Origin of the sequence: Bacillus sp. FSL R5-0654, from assembly GCF_038008745.1 — a bacterium.
In the GTDB taxonomy this organism is placed as follows: domain Bacteria; phylum Bacillota; class Bacilli; order Bacillales; family Bacillaceae; genus Bacillus; species Bacillus safensis.
This window is the reverse complement of record NZ_JBBOZV010000001.1, coordinates 754,127-772,877: the sequence shown is the minus strand read 5'-3', so window position 1 is coordinate 772,877 and position 18,751 is coordinate 754,127. Positions and strand designations below refer to the sequence as shown.

Below are 18,751 nucleotides of genomic sequence, written 5' to 3'. Positions count from 1 at the left end.
GGCAGTTTTTTTGTATAACGCTTGATTTATTACGCTGGATCAGAAGAAACATTCAGCTCCCTGCCTCTTGCCCACATGCTGACAAGCAATAAGCTTATGATGAGCATCAGCCAAAAGACGCTGCTTGATCCAAAAAACTGAATCATCGTATATCCGCACAAGGGTCCTAGAGCCGCTCCCATATCTTGAACAAAGGAATAGCTTGCGAGGAAGCGGTTTTTATCTGTTTGAGCAGACGCTTTTTGAAAAGCAAGCGTATCCGTTAATGTCGTTAAGATTGTTGACATCAGCTGGATCAAAAGCAGCATCACAAGAAACCAGCCGCTTACCTTCAGCATGACCGCCAGAAAACTGAGACCTCCAAATGAAAGAAACATCCAGCAAAGCGTTCGTTCCTTCATTACAAGCCCATCAAACCATCTGCCCGTTTTCGGTGCGACAAATGGTTCCCACCCCCATCTGAGCGCTTGAATGATTCCACTTAAAGCCGAAGCTCCGATAACAAAGCCGAACAGAGCAAATTCACCATGACCGATCCTTGCTTCAATGACATGACTGAGGGTTGATGCGAATAACCCTTGGATCACAAGTGCGATCAGCATACCTGTCATTAATACTTTTACAACATCTCGTGCAAGCCACCTCTGTTTGATGACTTGATACACCTGCCCCTCTTCTCCCTTTTCAATCTCATCCAAAGAGACATAAAAAATGATTCCTAGTAATGAGAGTAAACCAAAAACAAGCGTCATGAACTGGAAGCCGATCAGGCTGGCGAATATTCCGCCACATAACATGCCGAATAAACTGCCAAGCCGGTAAAGTCCATTATAAATGCCCGTATAATGCCCTTGAGAGCTTTCCTCCATCTCAGCAATTAATCTCATTCCACTCATACGCAATAACGTCCATGCCAGCCCCCAAGCGCAGCGGCAAATCAGCAGGAGCCAAAAACCGCTCACACCATATAACATCGTGGTCACTGATGCAATCAAAATAGCGATCAATACACCAGTCTTCATTGGGACAAACCGATAAAGCCACCAAACGACAGGTGTTAGCGGGATGCGGATGAATCGGTTAATGGACAGCAGCAGCCCGACCTCCCAAATAGATGATAAACCAACCTCTTTCCAATAGATCGGAAGAACAATATAAAGCATTGAATCCCCAATCAGTGCAAATGCTGTGATAAGCGATATTGACACCACTTGCTTTTGACGATGATCCATTTTTCCTTCCCCCTTCGCTATCTTTACAATAAGGGATGCCTTATAATAAATCTAATGAATGTTTTTGATTAAACCATCAAAATAATTAATAGGTGGTGCAAAGTTGAATTTACATGCCCTTCGGATTTTTGCAAAGGTCGCAGAGACAAAAAGCGTTACACAAACAGCAGACGTGCTATCTTTGACACAGCCAGCTGTGACGGCTCAGCTTAGAAGCATTGAAAGTGAGATCGGTTTCCGTCTTTTTAAACGAAATGGCAGAGGCATTACACTTACGGAAATGGGAAAAATTCTATACCCTTATGCCCGGCAAGTGTTCGAGGCTGAAAAAGAAGTAGAATATCAGATCACACTTTTACAAAACGGAAAAAAGGGGCGGCTCCGCATCGCTTCTACCTATGTACCACTCAACTTTTTACTGCCAGATTGGCTTGCTGCTTTTAAAACATCTTCACCACAGACAGAAATTGAATTAAAAAGCGGAAACTCCGCTCAAGTTTTAGAGAGCCTGCTTCAATATGAATCAGATGTGGCCATCGCTGTGATCGAGGATCTGCACCATGAGGAGATCCTCACTTCTCATTTAACGAATTTAAGCTATGATTTTATTGTGCCGGCTGACCATCCGTTGAACGGAAAAACGGTCCCGCTGGAGCGCCTGAGTCAGGAGCCTTTTTTGATGCGTGAAGAAGGCAGTTCCACAAGAGATAAGCTCTTTTCTCTTTTTACCTCGAAAGGAATCAAAAAACCGACCGTTGATTTACAATTCAGCGGTGTTCATGAAGCGATTCAAATGATCAAAGCTGGATATGGCATCACACTTGTTCCCCGTGATGCGGTTCATGGCAGTCTCAAGCGGCAAGAAATTGGGCGCGTGTACATTGAAGGCATTGAGATCGTCAGACCGGTTGTTGTGTGCAAACGGGCGAATGATCTTGAAGAAAATAGAACCGTGGATGCCTTCCTGCAAATGAAAGGTATCGGTCCATTTACTACGCCTGCTGCCAATTAAAAAAGTGCCTGCTTCTGAAACAGGCACTTTTTTTCTCTATTCAGCTGGCTGCACGATGTCAAACGGTACAGCTTTGGAGGCTTTCACCAATTGTTCTGGGGTGATGAGGATTTCATTTCCCCATTCGCCTGCCCCAACACCTAATATTTCCTCTTCTAATAACGAAGCCTCAATAATGGTGCGGAATCCTTCTGGCTGCCAGCAAAACGGCGGAATCGAACCAATTCGATAGCCCGTCACTTCAAGAACCTTCTCCGGTGAAGCCATTTTAATATTACGGGAGCCGGCTGCTTTCTTGAGTTTCCCTGACTTAATATGCTGGTCAGCGCCAACCATCACAAGCAGCTGCTCTCCTTCTCCTGTTTCAAAAATCAATGTTTTAATCATTTGTCTTTCACGAAAACCAAGAGCTGCCGCTACATTTGCTGCTCCCTTTTCTGTTTCGGCAGAAAATGTTTTGATTTCATAAGGGATACCATGTTTGTCCAAAAAGTCATGTGCCGGTAATTTTTTCAATCGATTGAACCCCTTTCCTTACAATGTCCTTCATTTAGCTTATCACAATCTTCTCATCCTTAAGATGTATTTTTCAATGAAAAGCCTCTGGACACACCATCACCATGCTATACTGAACTTGTTTTTGAAAAGGAGCCGGTTTAATATGGGAAACAAGTTTTGGTGTTATACAAGCAGTAAAAGCCTTCTCATGCTGAGTGATATTTTATTTGTGATGACGATCACGTTTGTCATTTATCAAGATACACAATCTGTTGCCTATGCGGCTGTCTTTCCGCTGATCAGAACGATATGCCAGCTATTGGCTGGGCTATTCTCTCCTGTTTTAACTGATTATTTTCAAGCTGGCCGCCTATTGAAATGGGTCCCGCTTTTACGTCTTGGGATGCTCATCATGTTTACAGCCCAATTTCACTTCTTTCAGCAGCATATGGTCTGGTTGTTTAGTGCGCTTATTTTGATTTCCCTCACAGGCGGGTTCATCAGTCCGTTGTTACAGGCCATCATGCCGATGCTTGTGCCAGCAAATCAGCTTGTGAAAGCGAACAGTACGGCCTCGATTTTTCATCAAATGGTTCAAATCGCCGGCTATTCGTTCACTGGAATGCTCGTCCTGTTGATCGGTCCATTTTATTTAATGTGGATTACTTGTGTCATGATTGTATTGTCTTATCTATTATTCATCCCTGTCTTTCCTCTTCTCAAGCAAGAAGAGACGGTTCGAAAAACAAATAAGATGAACAGCTTCAAAGATGGTTGGACGATCATTTGGAGAAATAAAACGGTGCGCACCCTGACATTTATGGATGTTTGTGAAAATATTGCGGGTGCTGTGTGGATCGGGGCGATTACGCTTGCCTTTGTCAGCCATGATTTAAAGCAAGGTGAGGAATGGTGGGGATTTATCAATGCCGCTTATTATACAGGTGCCATCATAGGCGGGCTCTTAGCTGCATGGATGAGTCAGTTTATTCAAAAACAGCTTCTCCTCTATATGGCAGCTGGTTCATTCATTTATGCAGTGCTGACCATTGTCTATTCACTGAACAGCCTGCCGTGGCTTGCTTTGGTGCTTTGTATTTTGATGGGGCCTGCCTACCAAATCCGAGATGTTTCGCAGCAAACCATTCTTCAAACGGAAACGCCAGTACATGACTTATCAAAGGTGTATTCGGCTCACTACGTCCTTTCTTCAGTATCGGTCGGTTTATCTATTTTCTTTGTTGGATTGATTGCAGATGCATACGGGGCGAGGTCTGTGTATTTGCTGGGCGGTCTGTTTGTGCTCGTCTGTTCCGGCATTGCCATCCTTGCTTTTATGAAGCAGAAAAAAGAGAGCAGCTGATGTATGCAGCGGCTCTTTTACTTTTCTTTTAACATCGCAAACATGTCACGGGCCATTGCTTCTAAAATATACACAACTGGCGTCTGTGTGGTGATATTCGCTCTGTGGACCCGCTCATCTGTGACGTAGTAGGCAATATTTAAATCTGAAATGCGCGAAATCGTGCAGTGCTGGTTATTCGTAATACTAATGATCTTGCTGCCTTCTCTTTTTAACTTCGAAATATGATCAATCGTAATACTGTTCTCCCCTGATACAGACAGCACAATGGTGACACTATTGTCTAAATACTGCATATTCATCGGGAAAAACGGATCGTTGATGTAAAATGAAAATTTCTCAAGACTGGAAAAGTACCTCGCCCCATACTGCGCCAAAATGCCAGAACTTCCAGTTCCGATAAACAGCACATTTTTTGCCTCAGCTATGAGCTTCGCGGCCTCCTTAATTTTCCCCTCAAAGTCTCCCTTCAATGTTCGTTCAATAAATTCATATAGAAAGTGCTGTGTGCTTTTTAAAGAAGGTGTCTGCTCTGATTCTAAATACATTTTGAGCTTCACTTTAAACTCTGAAAAGCCTTCACAATTTACTTTTCGGCAAAAGCGAAGGACAGACGAGGTGGAAATATGTGCAGCATCTGCAAGATCTCGAATTCTCATGTACACGACCTTTTCACTGTTTTCCATGATATATCGGTATAAAGCGCTTTCTAGTTCATTAAAGCTGGAAATGACCTCACTTGAAAACATCTGACTTCCCCTTTCTCCAACTACATGTCACAATGTGTTTCTTTTATGTAACAAATCTCTAAATAGGGCACCCTTGCCTAAAGACGCTGAAGTCATTTACGCACATGATGCTCTCACGATAAGCTATAGATGTACAAACAAGAAAAAAGACTTTTCTCTATTATAACATTGCGCGTTACATTATTCGGAGGTGCAGAACATGGCAAAAGGATTAAAGGTTGTCACAATTGGCGGAGGATCAAGCTATACACCAGAGCTTGTAGAAGGATTTATTAAACGATACGATGAATTTCCGATTAGCGAGCTGTGGCTCGTTGATATTGAAGCGGGAAAAGAAAAGCTTGAGATCGTCGGAAATCTTGCAAAACGCATGGTCAAAAAAGCAGGGCTTCCAATCGAGGTTCATTTAACATTAGATCGCAGGAAAGCACTTGTAGATGCTGATTTTGTCACAACACAATTCCGTGTCGGACTTCTTGAAGCACGTATGAAGGATGAACGCATTCCTTTAAAATATGATGTCATTGGCCAAGAAACAAATGGTCCAGGAGGTCTATTCAAAGGACTTCGCACCATTCCTGTCATTCTTGATATTGTCAAAGATATTGAAGAGCTTTGCCCGAATGCATGGCTTGTGAATTTCACAAATCCAGCTGGTATGGTCACTGAAGCCGTTCTTCGTTATTCAAACCATCGTAAAGTCGTTGGTTTATGTAACGTGCCGATCGGCATTCGCATGGGAATCGCCAAAGGGCTTGGTGTCGACGCAAGCAGAGTCGAAGTCAGCTTTGCTGGATTAAACCATATGGTCTTTGGACTCAATGTATTCTTAGATGGTAAAAGCATCATGGATCAAGTCATTGAAGACATGGCTGATCCAAACTCCAGCATGTCGATGAACAACATTCAAGCGATTCCGTGGGATGCTGATTTCTTAAAAGGGCTTGGCGTCATTCCTTGTCCGTATCACCGTTACTACTACAAAACAAGTGATATGCTGGCTGAGGAAAAGAAAGCAGCAGCAAATGAGGGAACTCGTGCTGAAGTCGTTCGCGCATTAGAAAATGATTTGTTCGAGCTTTACAAAGACCCTGATCTCGACATCAAGCCGCCACAGCTTGAAAAACGAGGCGGTGCCTACTACAGTGATGCGGCTTGTAACTTGATTGCATCCATTTATAACGACAAGCATGACATTCAGCCTGTAAACACCATTAATAACGGAGCTATTAGTGACATTCCAAATGATTCTGCGGTTGAACTCAACTGTGTGATCACAAAAGACGGTCCTAAACCAATCGCTGTTGGTGAAATGCCGGTCGCTGTCAAAGGACTTATTTCTCAAATTAAATCCTTTGAACGTGTAGCTGCTGAAGCAGCCGTGACAGGCGATTACAACACAGCTCTTGTCGCAATGACCATCAACCCGCTTGTCCCATCAGATGCCATTGCAAAAAGCATCCTAGATGAAATGCTAGAAGCACACAAAGAATATTTGCCACAGTTTTTCAATAAAGTAGAAGCATAAAAAGAAGCCGCACTTGTCGAAAGTGCGGTTTTTTTATTTGGCTGCAAACAGCCGGTCCATCTTAGGACGATCATAGTCTAATAGCCAGTGCTGTAAGCCTTCATAGACTGGGCGTAGACGCTCAGCATCTGCCGCAATGAGATCACAGCCTCGATCATCATATAAGTGAAAAATCATTTTTTTTGAGAGATTCATTAGGTAAATTTCATACCCTAGTTTTCCCTTTAAGATTTGATTCGGCGTATAGAAGTCCTCCTGGCACATCGCATGGAGAAGCGGAGGCAATCGAATGTCTTGCAGCTCACATTTGAGTGTAAATCTCTCTAATGTCAGTGAATCTTCTATTTCTGGACGTACATAAGTCAAAAGCTCGTGGCGCAATCTGTTCCTTACTTGCCGATGCACATATTTTTGATAAATCAGGAGCTTTCGCTTCGTTAATTCATGTTCATGTTCTGTATACACATCCGTTACAAACAGTATGTCGTCTTCTGGATCAAAAACATATTTCACAATCTCTAAAGCACGATCTCCCGCTTTTTCTAATACAATCGATTCTTTTCCTAATGACCAATCTGCCACTTCAAACCGAAGCCCAATAGGCCACTCATAAAAAAGAGGCGGCGTGAGGATAAGATGAGGAAAATGATTTTTTAAAAATCTATTGGTTTGATCACTCATTTGCTTTCCTTTCACTCGTTTTATTTTTCATTTTACCGTTGAAACATATAGGAAAACAAATTGGAAATAAACTGTCATTTCTTATATGATAGAAAGAGATGGAGGTGTGGTCAATTGAAAACATCAAAATGGTTTTTACAAGTGTTCCTTACAGCACTGATCACCATGTGGATACAGGCTGGACTTGATCAGGCGAACGTCATTCAGATCACCAATGTATGGGTCGATGCCAGCAGCTGGATCCTGATCTTCTTTGTCATCTACGCACTTTTTGAATGGACAGCTCACGTCTTAGCAAAACGGAAAACCGTTCATCGCTGAACATCTCTTTTCATAGAGATGTTTTTTCCTGAAACTCTTCTTGAACAAGTTCATGAATGACACCCATTCCTGCCTGGCTTCCAGCAGCTGCTGCGAGAACTAACTGAGCAGGACCGCCTAGATTATCACCACATGCAAAGACACCACTGACGGTTGTACGTCCAAGGATATCTGTTTCGATACCCGTATTCTTCGTCATTTGACAGCCAAGCTTTTCGGCAAATGGGGCTGACTGCTTGAATTCACTTGCGACAAAACCGCCTTCCCTTTTCACTGTCTCCCCATTTGCAAGCTGGAGAGAGCGCAGCTGCCCATTGTCTTGATCAATCGACACAATTGGCACATCAATGACTTGAATAGAATGTGCCGTCAGAAGTACCTTGTCCTCTTCAGCCAACACGTGCCCATTCGTAAACACGATCAAATCCTTTGTCCAATTGGAAAGAAGCTTAGCCATATGCAAGGCTCGCTGATTCTCTGCAATGAGGGCAAGTGCTTTGTCCTTTAATTCCCATCCATCACAGAAAGGACAGCTAAACAACGTTTTTCCGTACACATCATGAATTCCTTCAATCTCTGGCAGTATATCCTGAAGACCTGTTGCCAAAATGATTTTTTTCGCTTTGAATGTATCCCCCTCGTGTGTTAGTAACGTAAATCTTTCCTCTTTCTTTTGTATATCAACAATTCGACTTCGTTTGATTTTGATATTAGGGTATTTTTGAAGATCTGCCTCTCCCGCTCGTCTGATCTCAAACGGTGTCATTCCATCGTTTGTAATAAATCCATGTGATTCCTGCGTCACTCGATTTCTTGGCAGCTCATCATCAAATACAATGACTTGCTTTCTGCCTCTCCCTACAACAAGTGCTGCACTTAATCCAGCTGGCCCGCCTCCGATAATGGCACAATCTAATAACATATCAATCTCTCCTTTTCTATTCAAGATTTTAAAGACTCTTAATATCTATAATTAGTTCAAAAAAATCACATGTTGAAAAATGGATTTTTTTCTGTCTGTTCAATTTGGCTCGCAATATCAATTAACCGTTTTTGACTTAATGTCTCCTGCATTTTCGTTTCAACATCCTGCATAACTTGTTCAATCAAACAGCCATCATGAGGCATAAAGGAGTCATGCTCTAAGGAGCAGCGAAATAAATTCGTTTGTCCTTCTACAGCCTGAATGACATCTAAAAAAGAAATGTCTTCCTTTCGTTTGATAAGGGTATAACCTCCCTTTGCACCAGGTGTTGATTCAATCAATCCCGCCTTCACAAGCTTTGTTAAAATTTTGGATAAATAGGTTGGTGAAAGATCTTGTATCTTAGCAAGAGGCTCAACACCAATCGCTTTACCCTTTGGTGCAAGAGTTAAAAACACCATCGTATGCAGCGCATAGTTGGTTGCTTTAGAATATTTCATGAGGAAACTCCTTTCTATCTATTATAGACCTTTTATATCTGTAATTGATCATAGATGATTCAAGAGAAAAAAGCAAGAGTTGTGAATCTGCTCCACTTTTCATTCCACATTTCACATTTCCTTCCGATAATAGAAGTAAGCACGAAATAAAGTTTTGATTGAGAACTAGAAGGAGTGAAGAAAAATGTCAGATCAACAGCACAATGCAGCACACGAAGAAGAAGAGGAATTTAACGTATACGACATGCTTCCGCCCGCAGGTACAATCATCGGAGAAGCAACAGAAGAAGAAATGGATGCCGCAGCAGCACTTGAAGTGAGACATGTCGCGTTCATGCGTCTTCAAGATATGTTCATTCAATTCGATGGCTCGTCTTACAAAGACTTATTAAAAGACTTTCAAGAATTCGAAATGGATTCCACAAAATTCTGGAGAGCCATTGCTAGACGTCTTCAAATTCCATACGAATGGCCAATCCGAATCGACCACGCAAACGGCCCTATTTATATTGGTGAAACAGAGGATAGCCGTGAGGTTGAGGAGAGCGCAGAGTAAGGAATGGCGGCCCCCTTTTGGTAAGGAGGCTTTTTACAATACATCGGTTGAAAAAACAAATAAGCAATATGAGCGCTGTCACGCCCATATTGCTTATTCTCGTGTTATGTTAACTCTGGCCAAAATGCTTGATTTGCCACAATTAAGTCGTCTAAAATATCTTTTGCTACTTTAGCACTCGGCACCGTTTTCGATAATGTGATGGCCTGCCATAATTTTTGATAGGACCCTTCTTCAAATGCTTCTACTACTAGTTTTTCTACGCCAACTTGCTGCTCCATAAGACTTTTTTGAAATCTAGGAATCTCTCCAACTACTAATTTTTCTGGACCATTGCTGCCAACAATACAAGGAATTTCGACCATGGCTGTTGGATCAAAGTTCCTAATAGCGCCATTGTTCTCTACGATCATCAGCATCCGTTCCTTTTTATTAAAAGCAATGGCTCGTGCCAAATCAACGATATAAGAAGCGTGCTCATCAATGGTCAGCTTTGTTTCCTTTGCAGTTCCTTTATCAATGATGGCCTGACATTCACTAAAAACAAAAGCTTCCCGCCCCTCCATCACTTCATTGGCACGCGTGAACGCTATGTTTGAATGTGCCACTTCTTCATCTGGAAATAGATAGTATTTCAAATACGTATTCGGTACCGTTTTTGGATCAAGCGCTTGAATATCTTTGGCCTTTTTTAATGTGCTGTTCCAGCTCTTCTGCTGTTCTAACTCAGATGTTCCATCTGTTGCATAACCATGCTGGCTTACATGCTTAATTACCTCAGGCATTAAGCTATTTCCTGCTTTATCTCGAATATCTGTCCACCAGCCAAAATGATTCAAACCATAGTAATCGACTTCTAGTTCTTTCCGCGAAGATAAGCCTAAATTTTTTGCAATTAATTCTTCAATGCCAATTGGCATATCGCATATGTTTAAAATTTTGGCATTCGGTCTTAGCTTACGTGTTGCCTCTGCTACTATCGCTGCAGGGTTCGAATAGTTTAACATCCAAGCTTCAGGTGAGTATTTTTCCATATAATCGACAAGTTCTAATACACCTGGAATGGACCGCATTCCGTAAGCTATTCCGCCTGGTCCGCATGTTTCCTGTCCGACGACTCCATGCTTCAATGGAATTTTCTCATCTAATTCTCGCATTGCATATTTCCCGACACGAATATGTGCCATCACAAAGTCGACTTGAGTAAAGGCTTCTTCTGGGTCTGTGCTTGCCAGTAATCGCACTTCTGGTGCTCGTTCTTTTAACATAATCTCACATGCATCTGCAATCGTCTTTTGTCTAGCTTCATCATTATCATAGAGTTTAATTGTATGAATTGGGAACTCATCTAGATAGTCTAACAGCATCAAAATGATTCCGGGTGTAAATGTACTTCCGCCTCCAGCGATGGTAATATTAAATTTTTTCATCATATCCAGCTCCTTTTTTCAATCTAATGATAGTTTTGTCTCAAAGGACTCTCTTACTTGCGGTACACTTAAGCCAACAATGATTTGAATGCTTTGACCACTCTTCGCCATGCCGTGGGCCAGTTTATTTTTTGTAAAGTAGTCCCTATCTTTCACCAAGCTAGGGTCAATCACTGTAATACGTAGACGTGTGGCACAGTTTGTCACATCTTTAATGTTTTCTTTACCGCCGAGGCCTGCTAAGAAATACACGGCTTTCTCTTCATACTCAGACGCATAAACGGGCGCTTCTTTTTGGTCATGACCTTTTTTATGAGCATTCTCATAATCTTGTTTTGTATATAGCCTCGTCTCCTCCTCATGTTTTCGTCCTGGTAATGGAATATCGAATTTCACAATCATCCATCTAAATATGACAAAATACACTGCTGTAAAAAGAAGTCCAATCATCGCTTGGATCAGATAAGTCCCTCCATGATTTGAAGAGAGCGGAATCCAGTTCAATGCAGCTATTTCAATAAACCCGGAACCCATCATTCCGACAACACCAAACATATTCATGATTGTCACCATGGTCGCACCAAGAAGTGCATGTATCACAAATAAATAAGGCGCGAGGAATAGGAATGTAAATTCAAGCGGTTCTGTAATTCCGGCAAATACCGCTGTTAATGTGGCGGGTAATACCAATGCCAAAACCTTTTTTCTGTTTTCTTTCGGTGTTGAAAAATACATGGCTAAAGCTATCCCTAAACAGCCAAACATCTTAATATTCCCATGCAATAAAAATCCGTATGGATAAAGATCCTTCAAATCAGAAGTGGAGGACGCAAATTCATTTAAGTGAGCAATCCAATATGGTTTTAACCCCCCATTTACAGCCGCTGGACCAAACTCAAAAGGTGTATAAATAAAATGGTGAAGTCCTGTTGGAATTAACACCCTTTCCAAGAAATGAAACAGCCAGACACCAATATAACCAGACTGTGCCATGAACCCTTGGAGAGATTGAATCCCCTGCTGAACATAGGGCCATACAAAAGCAACGATAAAAGCAATAGGAATCATCACAAAGAATCCGATGATGACAACAAATACAAGCCCCTGGAAAATCCCAAGCATTTCAGGCAGCTTTTGATCATAAAAACGATTATGGATCCAAATGACGATTCCAGATATCATCACCGCACCAATGATACTTGTATCCAGCGTAGGTATACCCGCAATTTCTTTTACACCCGCTACGTTCTCGACACCTTGCGATAAATCAACGCCAAAAGTAGACGGCCAAAGTGTCAAAATAGCATGAATATAATTGTTAAATACAAGATAAATCATCAAAGCTGCGAGCGTCGCACGTGCTTGCGCTTTTTTTGCAAGTGAGATGGGCAATCCAATCACAAAGGCTAATTCCATATGATTGAAAATCGTCCATCCCCCGCTTTCAATCAGTGACCAAACCTTGTACCACATCGTACCTTCTCCAGCCATTTCTCCCATAATCGCTGGATTCTTACATAAAGTCGCGAGGCCGACAACAATACCAAAAAACGCGAATAAAAGTACAGGAACTACCATAGCACTGCCAAACCGCTTGATTGCATTCATAAGCATAACCCCTTTGCTTGATCCATATCATCACTGTAAAGGTAGCGCTTACAAAAACCAATAGGTTTGACGTATTTAGAAATCAAGTTGTAACATTAGATTATATTTTCACAGGAAGAAAATATTTTCATGTTGGAGGGCACATCGCATGATACTGGACAAGCTGGTTAATAAACACTTCGAAGATTTAAACAAGAATGACCTGCACATTATTAAAACAATCCATGATCATCTTGAAGAAATGAAGACAATGAAAATTCAGGACCTTGCCCGTTATGCTCATACTTCCATCTCATCCATCCATCGGCTTGCCAAGAAAATAGGGTTCGACGGCTACAGTGACTTAAAGTCTTATGTGAAATTAAATGCTTTCACTGAAGAGACCACACAGGATTTAATGCAGCTGCTTGATCAAGATATCCGCCAGACAAGAAAATATATGGAGCAGCTCGACTTTCATCAATTAAATCAACTGATAGATCGTGCACCGTATATTTATATTTATGGGACAGGAACAGCACAGCTCGATTTGGCCAATGATATACAGCGGCAGCTATGGTCACTGCATAAGAAATCTCAAGTATTACGAAGCAAGCGGGACTTAACAGATGGAATCATTGAATTTGGTGAGGATGACCTTTTATTTATCATTTCTTTATCGGGTGAATCGAAGAATTTAGATGAAATCATTCAATTGGTGAAAACGAGACATATCAAATTTATCAGCATGACCACATTAAGAAATAACCTTCTTGCACAAAATGCCATGTTTAACATCTATGTAAGCAGCACCCCGTTTCACTTATATAACAAAGTGGACAACTCCAGCTTTCTGCCATTTTACATTGTGGCAGATATTATCGTCAGAAAATTTAGTGAGTGGAAAGTGAACCAATTGAATAATAAGACTTAAACATAACAGATACAGTTTTGGAGAGAGATTCAATGTTGCTTCACAAAAAAAAGAGAGACTCTTTTGTCTCTCTCAAAAAATACTGTATAACAACGGTTTTAATGAAATATATCTACTTGCGGCTGCCTTTCCTATTCATGCTATTCAGCGTTATAATGCCCAGCAAGCAGTTCATCAAACGAATCAGCTAATTTAAAATCTGTCTCATATTCTAGATCAAAGTAATGAACCGGCGGATGCTCCTTTGTTTCTCTATAATCCAATGCAATCCACGTATGACCATCCCCACAAATGAGCACAAGTCCCTCAGGCAATTCCCATTCTTCTATTAAATAATCACTATCCATAATGCCTTCATCTTTGGCAATTCCTTTTAAATGATCAAATGACACATGATCCTCTGCCCATCCATTCGGCTGATCCGTTGGAAAAGCGTTATGCAGGGTATACCCGCCATTTTGTTCGAGAATAAGTTTCTTATATGTATCAGGCAAGATGACGCCTAGCTTCTTTTCCGCTTTTGCAATGCCTTTCTCATTGATTTTCTTAAATGTCTCTTCACTTTCTCTGTCTTTATCCCAAAATGGTTTCAAATAAAATACCTCCAATTGTTATTTCTATCTCATTTTACCATTTAAGATAACTAGTTTAATAGTTCTATTTAATAAAAAAGAGAAGGGTTCCCCCTCCTCCTCTTGTTGGTCATGATTGTTCTTGATTTCTCGCTTCAAATTCATCCAGCATGGCACGCACTTCATCTGTTGATGATGTGTTCATTAATTGATTTCTTAAGAAACTCGCTCCTCTGAATCCTTTTACATAAATCTTAAAGAAACGATGCAGTGCCTTGAATGGACGCAAGCCTAATGAAGAATATTGATCATGAAGGTCAAGATGTAATCTTAAAAGACCAAGCAGTTCATCGCTTGTATGCTCTTTCGGCTCTTTTTCAAAAGCAAATGGGTTATGGAAAATTCCGCGCCCAATCATCACGCCGTCCACTCCATACTGTTCAGCGAGCTTTAAGCCTGTTTGACGATCAGGAATATCACCATTGATCGTCAAAAGAGTATTAGGTGCTACTTCATCACGAAGTTTTTTGATCTCAGGAATGAGCTCCCAATGCGCATCCACCTGGCTCATTTCCTTTCTTGTGCGAAGATGGATCGATAAATTCACAATATCTTGCTCCAAAATATGTCTAAGCCACCCGCGCCATTCATCGACCTCAGTAAAACCAAGTCTTGTTTTCACACTGATAGGTAATCCCCCTGCTTTTGCCGCTTGAATCAGCTCTGCCGCAACGTCTGGACGAAGAATCAAGCCGCTGCCCTTTCCGTTTTGCGTGACATTCGGGACAGGACAGCCCATATTAATATCAAGCCCCTGAAATCCCATTTCCGCCATTCCAATGCTCATTTGTCTAAAGTTCTCAGGCTTGTCTCCCCAAATATGAGCAACAATCGGCTGCTCATCCTCTGTAAACGTTAAACGCCCCTTCACACTTTGAATGCCATCAGGATGGCAATAGCTCTCACTGTTCGTAAACTCTGTAAAAAACACATCCGGTCTCGCCGCCTCACTCACAACATGACGAAACACAACATCTGTCACTTCTTCCATTGGTGCTAATATAAAAAATGGCCGCGGTAAATCACGCCAGAAATTTTTACTCATCTTTCGTTCAATTCCTCTCATGACATAGCGCCTAAAGGGCATGTCCTTCTGTAAATTCTTTCAGCAATTTTTATCATTATATACTTTAATATGAACCGTGCAAAATTGCAAAAAAGGACATTTGGAGATGAATTGCGGGATAAAAATATTAATTCCACTTCCAAATATCATTTTTTAGGTCGATTGAACATACAAAAATAAAAACATCCCGATATCAATGTTTTTCACAGAATCGGGATGTCACAATACATTACTGATTAATCACAAGACTTGCTACACATTCTACATGGTTGGTATGCGGAAACATATCCACAGGCTGCACTTCCTCTGTCACATACCCGCCATCTTCAAGAATTCTCAAATCACGAGCAAGCGTCCCTGGATTACAGGACACGTAAACAACTCGTTTTGGTTTCATCTTTAAAATGGTGTCAAGCAGTGCTTCGTCACAGCCTTTTCTTGGCGGATCAACGACTAATGTATCTGCTTTGATGCCTTCTTTGTACCAGTTTGGGATGACGGTTTCTGCTTCGCCGACTGCGAATTCAACATTGTTGATTCCGTTTAAGGCAGCGTTGCGTTTTGCATCTTCAATTGCTTCTGGAACAATTTCAACCCCATATACTCTGCCTGCTTTTTGTGCGAGAAATAAGGAAATCGTACCGATTCCGCAGTAGGCATCGATGACGGTTTCTTCGCCTTGCAGCTCTGCATATTCAAGCGCTTTGTCGTAAAGCACCTTTGTTTGAGCTGGGTTCACTTGATAAAATGAGCGGGCTGAAATGGCAAATTTGATGTCGCCAATCGTGTCATAAATGTATTCTTCGCCCCATAAAACGGTTGTTTCGTCTCCGAAAATGACATTTGTTTTCTTTGAATTCACGTTTTGCACAATTGACCGAACATGTGGGAAGCGTGCTATAATCTGCTCAATCACCTTCTGCTTTTGCGGAAAGTCAGCCGTTCTAGTAACAAACACAACCATCATTTCACCTGTTGCCATACCGTAGCGAACCATCACATGACGCAGCCATCCTTTGTGCCGCTCTTCGTTATATGCTTTGATGCCAAACGCATTGCATATGTCTTTTACTGCCTGTACCACTTCGTCGTTTTCTGACTGTTGAATCAAACATTTTTCCATGTCAATGATTTCATGGGTACGCTGCTGATAAAACCCTGCAACAAGTCCGCCTTCCCGTTCGCCAACTGGAACTTGTGCTTTGTTTCGGTAATTCCAAGGGTCTTCCATGCCGAGTACAGGATGAACTTTTACACGGCTCATATCAAGCTTGCCGATCCGCTCTAAAACGTCCTTTACTTGTTTCTGTTTAAATAGCAGCTGGCCTTCATAGCTCATATGCTGAATTTGGCAGCCGCCGCACTGTTTGTAAATGGGACATGGCGCATCTTGCCTGTGCGGACTTTCCTTTGTCAGCTCCATGAGTCGTCCAAAAGCAAATCCTTTTTTGACTCGTGTGACTTTGATTTTCCCTTGTTCGTCAGGAAGTGCATTCGGTACAAAGACAGGGAATCCTTCAATTTTTGCTACACCTGCACCTTCATGCGTTAAGTCTTCGAAGGTTACATTGTAGTATTCATTCTTTTCAACAGGCGGTTTCATTTTCACCAACTTTATCACCTCATTTGCAAAGAAAAACTTGGCCGCCATAAGGAACCAAGTTCAATCTTCACCCTATTTTTTCAGCTGTTGCTTTTGGCACAATAAATTCAATATGGCGATACAGGTTTTCAAATTCACCTGGCAGCATGCCGCCGTATTCACCATCTAAATTTAATTGCATTTTATCTTTTACATCTACCTTCACGCGATTCGCTTTTGCGTAGATGACATTGTTATCATGAATATGCTCGCCTCTGAGTGCAAGGCTGACCACTCGAATGGCTTCTGCTAGATTGACCTTCTTTAGAATAATCAGGTCAAACATCCCATCATCTAAAATGGAATCTGGCGCTAGTTTTTCAAACCCGCCTACTGAGTTTGTGAGTGAAACAAGAAACAGCATGATTTCTCCATGAAACAATTTGCCGTCATATTCAATTTCGACTTCTGTCGGGCGGATAGAAGGAAGCATCTCCATGCCTTTTAAATAATAAGCAAGCTGTCCAAGCATGGTCTTCAGCTTACTAGGCACCTCATAGGTGAGCTCTGTTAACCGGCCGCCGCCAGCAATATTAATAAAATAATGGCCATTGACTTTACCGATATCAAGCGGCTTCGCTACACCCTCAATAATGGCATCTGTCGCTTTTAAAACACCTTCTCGTGGAATGCCAAGTGCTCTTGCGAAGTCATTTGTCGTTCCAACTGGAATAATTCCTAGTTTCGGTCTTTTTTCAAGCGGTGCTAGTCCGTTGACGACTTCATTGATCGTGCCGTCTCCACCTGCTGCTACAATTAAATCAAAATCTCTCTGTGCGGCTTTTTCTGCTGCTTGCGTGGCATCTCCTGCACATGTCGTCGCATGACAAGAAGTTTCATAGCCAGCTTGTTCAAATTTTTGCAAAACCTGCGGTAAATTCTTCTTGAAGAGTTCACGCCCAGATGTCGGATTGTATATAATTCGAGCACGTTTCATTCATCATCATCCTATATTCATTATGCAATCTATTTTCACCACTAACAACCTTTAATTATACTATGAGATTTGAAAATGGCAACAAAACAACCACCTAATTATGTGAAATCTCCTAGCCAATCTCCCTCAGCAAGAAAGCATTCTGATAAGATAAAAGAAAACGCTGTAAAGGATGATATGCGATGAAAAAGCCTGTCTATTTTAATCATGACGGCGGTGTTGATGACCTCGTCTCTTTATTTCTTCTCCTTCAAATGGAACATGTGAAAGTGATCGGAATGTCTGTGATTCCTGCTGATTGTTATTTAGAGCCTGCTCTCAGTGCATCTCAAAAAATCATTGATCGCTTTAGTCCTTATGAAATTGAAGTTGCTGCTTCAACTTCTAGAGGCGTCAATCCATTTCCAAAGGAGTGGCGTATGCATGCTTTTTATGTAGATGCTCTGCCAATTTTAAATGAAAAAGGCACTGTTGATACAAAAGTGTCCAAGCTGCCAGCACACCTTCACCTGATTGAAACGGTTAAGAAGGCAAAAGAACCTGTCACCCTGCTCTTTACTGGTCCGCTCACAGATCTTGCACGCGCTTTAGAAGAAGATCCTTCGATCTCTAATAAAATTGAGAAATTGGTGTGGATGGGTGGCACGTTCCTTGAAAAAGGCAATGTTGAAGAACCCGAGCATGATGGGACAGCAGAATGGAATGCCTTTTGGGACCCTTATGCTGTCAGCACTGTCTTTCAGGAACCGTTTCCTATTGAAATGGTCGCGCTTGAAAGTACAAATCAAGTCCCGCTTACACTTGATGTACGTCAGCGCTGGGCTTCTCTTCGTTCTCATATTGGAATAGATTTTATCGGACAGTGCTACGCCTTTTGTCCGCCGCTCATTCATCATGAAACGAACTCGACTTACTACTTATGGGACGTGCTGACAACGATCACTCTTGCTTCCTCTTCATTTACTCGCTCAAAAGAAGTGAACGCAATCGTTTATACCGGAACGCCTAGACAAGGTCGCACTGAAGAGCATCCAGATGGAAAATCAATTCAAGTGATTGACCATGTCGATCGTGATGCCTTTTTCCACGCTTTTGAAGAGCTTATGAGAAAAGCTGTTTGTCAGATTTCAAAATAAAAAAAGCCCCGCTCATTGGCGG

Annotated in this window: 18 protein-coding genes and 1 pseudogene; 7 read left to right on the top strand and 12 right to left on the bottom strand. The window is 41.7% G+C overall.

What is annotated here, in order from left to right; genetic code table 11:
* Positions 1 to 29: 29 nt before the first annotated feature.
* On the bottom strand, positions 30 to 1,232 hold the full coding sequence (locus tag NSS76_RS03685) for an MFS transporter (RefSeq protein ID WP_212052791.1): 1,203 nt from the start codon (positions 1,230 to 1,232) through the stop codon (positions 30 to 32).
* A gap of 103 nt (positions 1,233 to 1,335) precedes the next feature.
* Here NSS76_RS03685 and NSS76_RS03680 point away from each other — a divergent pair, with 103 nt between their 5' ends.
* Complete coding sequence (locus tag NSS76_RS03680; protein ID WP_024424569.1) at positions 1,336 to 2,244, top strand: LysR family transcriptional regulator; 909 nt, start codon at positions 1,336 to 1,338, stop codon at positions 2,242 to 2,244.
* A 36-nt stretch (positions 2,245 to 2,280) separates the two neighbouring features.
* Here NSS76_RS03680 and NSS76_RS03675 read toward each other — a convergent pair whose 3' ends face one another.
* On the bottom strand, positions 2,281 to 2,760 hold the full coding sequence (locus NSS76_RS03675) for an aminoacyl-tRNA deacylase (RefSeq protein WP_024424568.1): 480 nt from the start codon (positions 2,758 to 2,760) through the stop codon (positions 2,281 to 2,283).
* A gap of 145 nt (positions 2,761 to 2,905) precedes the next feature.
* On the opposite strand from NSS76_RS03675, the gene NSS76_RS03670 reads away from it, so the two are divergent.
* The gene (locus NSS76_RS03670) at positions 2,906 to 4,105 is read left to right on the top strand and encodes an MFS transporter (RefSeq protein WP_197172123.1); all 1,200 of its coding nucleotides are present in this window, start codon (positions 2,906 to 2,908) and stop codon (positions 4,103 to 4,105) included.
* A gap of 17 nt (positions 4,106 to 4,122) precedes the next feature.
* Here NSS76_RS03670 and NSS76_RS03665 read toward each other — a convergent pair whose 3' ends face one another.
* A complete protein-coding gene (locus tag NSS76_RS03665) occupies positions 4,123 to 4,854 on the bottom strand; it encodes a MurR/RpiR family transcriptional regulator (protein ID WP_024424566.1) in 732 nt (243 codons plus the stop codon).
* Between the two features lie 199 nt (positions 4,855 to 5,053).
* On the opposite strand from NSS76_RS03665, the gene NSS76_RS03660 reads away from it, so the two are divergent.
* Positions 5,054 to 6,382, top strand: coding sequence for a 6-phospho-beta-glucosidase (locus tag NSS76_RS03660; RefSeq protein ID WP_024424565.1), 1,329 nt, complete (start codon positions 5,054 to 5,056; stop codon positions 6,380 to 6,382).
* A gap of 33 nt (positions 6,383 to 6,415) precedes the next feature.
* On the opposite strand, the gene NSS76_RS03655 is transcribed toward NSS76_RS03660, so the two are convergent.
* Entirely contained in the window at positions 6,416 to 7,063 is a 648-nt protein-coding gene (locus tag NSS76_RS03655; RefSeq protein ID WP_198457218.1) for a DUF3885 domain-containing protein, read from the bottom strand.
* Between the two features lie 114 nt (positions 7,064 to 7,177).
* Between NSS76_RS03655 and NSS76_RS03650 the strand changes: the two genes are divergently transcribed.
* Complete coding sequence (locus tag NSS76_RS03650; RefSeq protein WP_103132301.1) at positions 7,178 to 7,384, top strand: hypothetical protein; 207 nt, start codon at positions 7,178 to 7,180, stop codon at positions 7,382 to 7,384.
* A 10-nt stretch (positions 7,385 to 7,394) separates the two neighbouring features.
* On the opposite strand, the gene NSS76_RS03645 is transcribed toward NSS76_RS03650, so the two are convergent.
* Together NSS76_RS03645 and NSS76_RS03640 are read right to left on the bottom strand one after the other, a co-directional pair.
* On the bottom strand, positions 7,395 to 8,306 hold the full coding sequence (locus NSS76_RS03645; RefSeq protein WP_024424562.1) for an NAD(P)/FAD-dependent oxidoreductase: 912 nt from the start codon (positions 8,304 to 8,306) through the stop codon (positions 7,395 to 7,397).
* 65 nt (positions 8,307 to 8,371) lie between these two features.
* On the bottom strand, positions 8,372 to 8,809 hold the full coding sequence (locus tag NSS76_RS03640) for an Rrf2 family transcriptional regulator (RefSeq protein WP_024426668.1): 438 nt from the start codon (positions 8,807 to 8,809) through the stop codon (positions 8,372 to 8,374).
* 184 nt (positions 8,810 to 8,993) lie between these two features.
* On the opposite strand from NSS76_RS03640, the gene NSS76_RS03635 reads away from it, so the two are divergent.
* The gene (locus tag NSS76_RS03635; RefSeq protein ID WP_024426669.1) at positions 8,994 to 9,365 is read left to right on the top strand and encodes a hypothetical protein; all 372 of its coding nucleotides are present in this window, start codon (positions 8,994 to 8,996) and stop codon (positions 9,363 to 9,365) included.
* A gap of 104 nt (positions 9,366 to 9,469) precedes the next feature.
* Here the strand turns inward: NSS76_RS03635 and NSS76_RS03630 are convergent, their stop codons facing one another.
* Positions 9,470 to 10,795: a 6-phospho-alpha-glucosidase gene (locus NSS76_RS03630; RefSeq protein ID WP_311165088.1), complete on the bottom strand. Its 1,326-nt coding sequence runs from the start codon at positions 10,793 to 10,795 to the stop codon at positions 9,470 to 9,472.
* An 18-nt stretch (positions 10,796 to 10,813) separates the two neighbouring features.
* Positions 10,814 to 12,403 carry an alpha-glucoside-specific PTS transporter subunit IIBC gene (locus NSS76_RS03625; protein WP_151863218.1) on the bottom strand — a complete coding sequence of 530 codons (1,590 nt, stop codon included), beginning with the start codon at positions 12,401 to 12,403 and terminating at the stop codon, positions 10,814 to 10,816.
* 148 nt (positions 12,404 to 12,551) lie between these two features.
* Between NSS76_RS03625 and NSS76_RS03620 the strand changes: the two genes are divergently transcribed.
* A complete protein-coding gene (locus NSS76_RS03620) occupies positions 12,552 to 13,316 on the top strand; it encodes a MurR/RpiR family transcriptional regulator (RefSeq protein ID WP_125587227.1) in 765 nt (254 codons plus the stop codon).
* A 143-nt stretch (positions 13,317 to 13,459) separates the two neighbouring features.
* Here NSS76_RS03620 and NSS76_RS03615 read toward each other — a convergent pair.
* From NSS76_RS03615 to NSS76_RS03600, 4 genes and pseudogenes are all read right to left on the bottom strand, one after another.
* Positions 13,460 to 13,909: pseudogene (locus tag NSS76_RS03615) on the bottom strand (SMI1/KNR4 family protein); the annotation flags it as partial.
* Positions 13,910 to 14,018: 109 nt separating this feature from the next.
* Entirely contained in the window at positions 14,019 to 14,993 is a 975-nt protein-coding gene (locus NSS76_RS03610) for a tRNA dihydrouridine synthase (protein ID WP_341080820.1), read from the bottom strand.
* A gap of 250 nt (positions 14,994 to 15,243) precedes the next feature.
* Positions 15,244 to 16,623, bottom strand: a complete 1,380-nt coding sequence (rlmD, locus tag NSS76_RS03605; protein WP_197172108.1) for a 23S rRNA (uracil(1939)-C(5))-methyltransferase RlmD — start codon at positions 16,621 to 16,623, stop codon at positions 15,244 to 15,246.
* Positions 16,624 to 16,684: 61 nt separating this feature from the next.
* Positions 16,685 to 17,593 carry a diacylglycerol kinase gene (locus NSS76_RS03600; RefSeq protein ID WP_024424554.1) on the bottom strand — a complete coding sequence of 303 codons (909 nt, stop codon included), beginning with the start codon at positions 17,591 to 17,593 and terminating at the stop codon, positions 16,685 to 16,687.
* 182 nt (positions 17,594 to 17,775) lie between these two features.
* On the opposite strand from NSS76_RS03600, the gene NSS76_RS03595 reads away from it, so the two are divergent.
* On the top strand, positions 17,776 to 18,729 hold the full coding sequence (locus NSS76_RS03595) for a nucleoside hydrolase (RefSeq protein ID WP_206534016.1): 954 nt from the start codon (positions 17,776 to 17,778) through the stop codon (positions 18,727 to 18,729).
* Positions 18,730 to 18,751 lie beyond the last annotated feature (22 nt).

Bases quoted from the DNA above. Each gene is read 5' to 3' on its own strand.
- NSS76_RS03645 (WP_024424562.1), bottom strand. From the start codon at position 8,306: ATGTTATTAGATTGTGCCATTATCGGAGGCGGGCCAGCTGGATTAAGT.
- NSS76_RS03625 (WP_151863218.1), bottom strand. From the start codon at position 12,403: ATGAATGCAATCAAGCGGTTTGGCAGTGCTATGGTAGTTCCTGTACTT.
- NSS76_RS03595 (WP_206534016.1), top strand. From the start codon at position 17,776: ATGAAAAAGCCTGTCTATTTTAATCATGACGGCGGTGTTGATGACCTC.
- NSS76_RS03640 (WP_024426668.1), bottom strand. From the start codon at position 8,809: ATGAAATATTCTAAAGCAACCAACTATGCGCTGCATACGATGGTGTTT.
- NSS76_RS03655 (WP_198457218.1), bottom strand. From the start codon at position 7,063: ATGAGTGATCAAACCAATAGATTTTTAAAAAATCATTTTCCTCATCTT.
- NSS76_RS03635 (WP_024426669.1), top strand. From the start codon at position 8,994: ATGTCAGATCAACAGCACAATGCAGCACACGAAGAAGAAGAGGAATTT.
- NSS76_RS03670 (WP_197172123.1), top strand. From the start codon at position 2,906: ATGGGAAACAAGTTTTGGTGTTATACAAGCAGTAAAAGCCTTCTCATG.
- NSS76_RS03685 (WP_212052791.1), bottom strand. From the start codon at position 1,232: ATGGATCATCGTCAAAAGCAAGTGGTGTCAATATCGCTTATCACAGCA.
- NSS76_RS03600 (WP_024424554.1), bottom strand. From the start codon at position 17,593: ATGAAACGTGCTCGAATTATATACAATCCGACATCTGGGCGTGAACTC.
- NSS76_RS03610 (WP_341080820.1), bottom strand. From the start codon at position 14,993: ATGAGTAAAAATTTCTGGCGTGATTTACCGCGGCCATTTTTTATATTA.
- NSS76_RS03660 (WP_024424565.1), top strand. From the start codon at position 5,054: ATGGCAAAAGGATTAAAGGTTGTCACAATTGGCGGAGGATCAAGCTAT.
- NSS76_RS03620 (WP_125587227.1), top strand. From the start codon at position 12,552: ATGATACTGGACAAGCTGGTTAATAAACACTTCGAAGATTTAAACAAG.
- NSS76_RS03630 (WP_311165088.1), bottom strand. From the start codon at position 10,795: ATGAAAAAATTTAATATTACCATCGCTGGAGGCGGAAGTACATTTACA.
- NSS76_RS03665 (WP_024424566.1), bottom strand. From the start codon at position 4,854: ATGTTTTCAAGTGAGGTCATTTCCAGCTTTAATGAACTAGAAAGCGCT.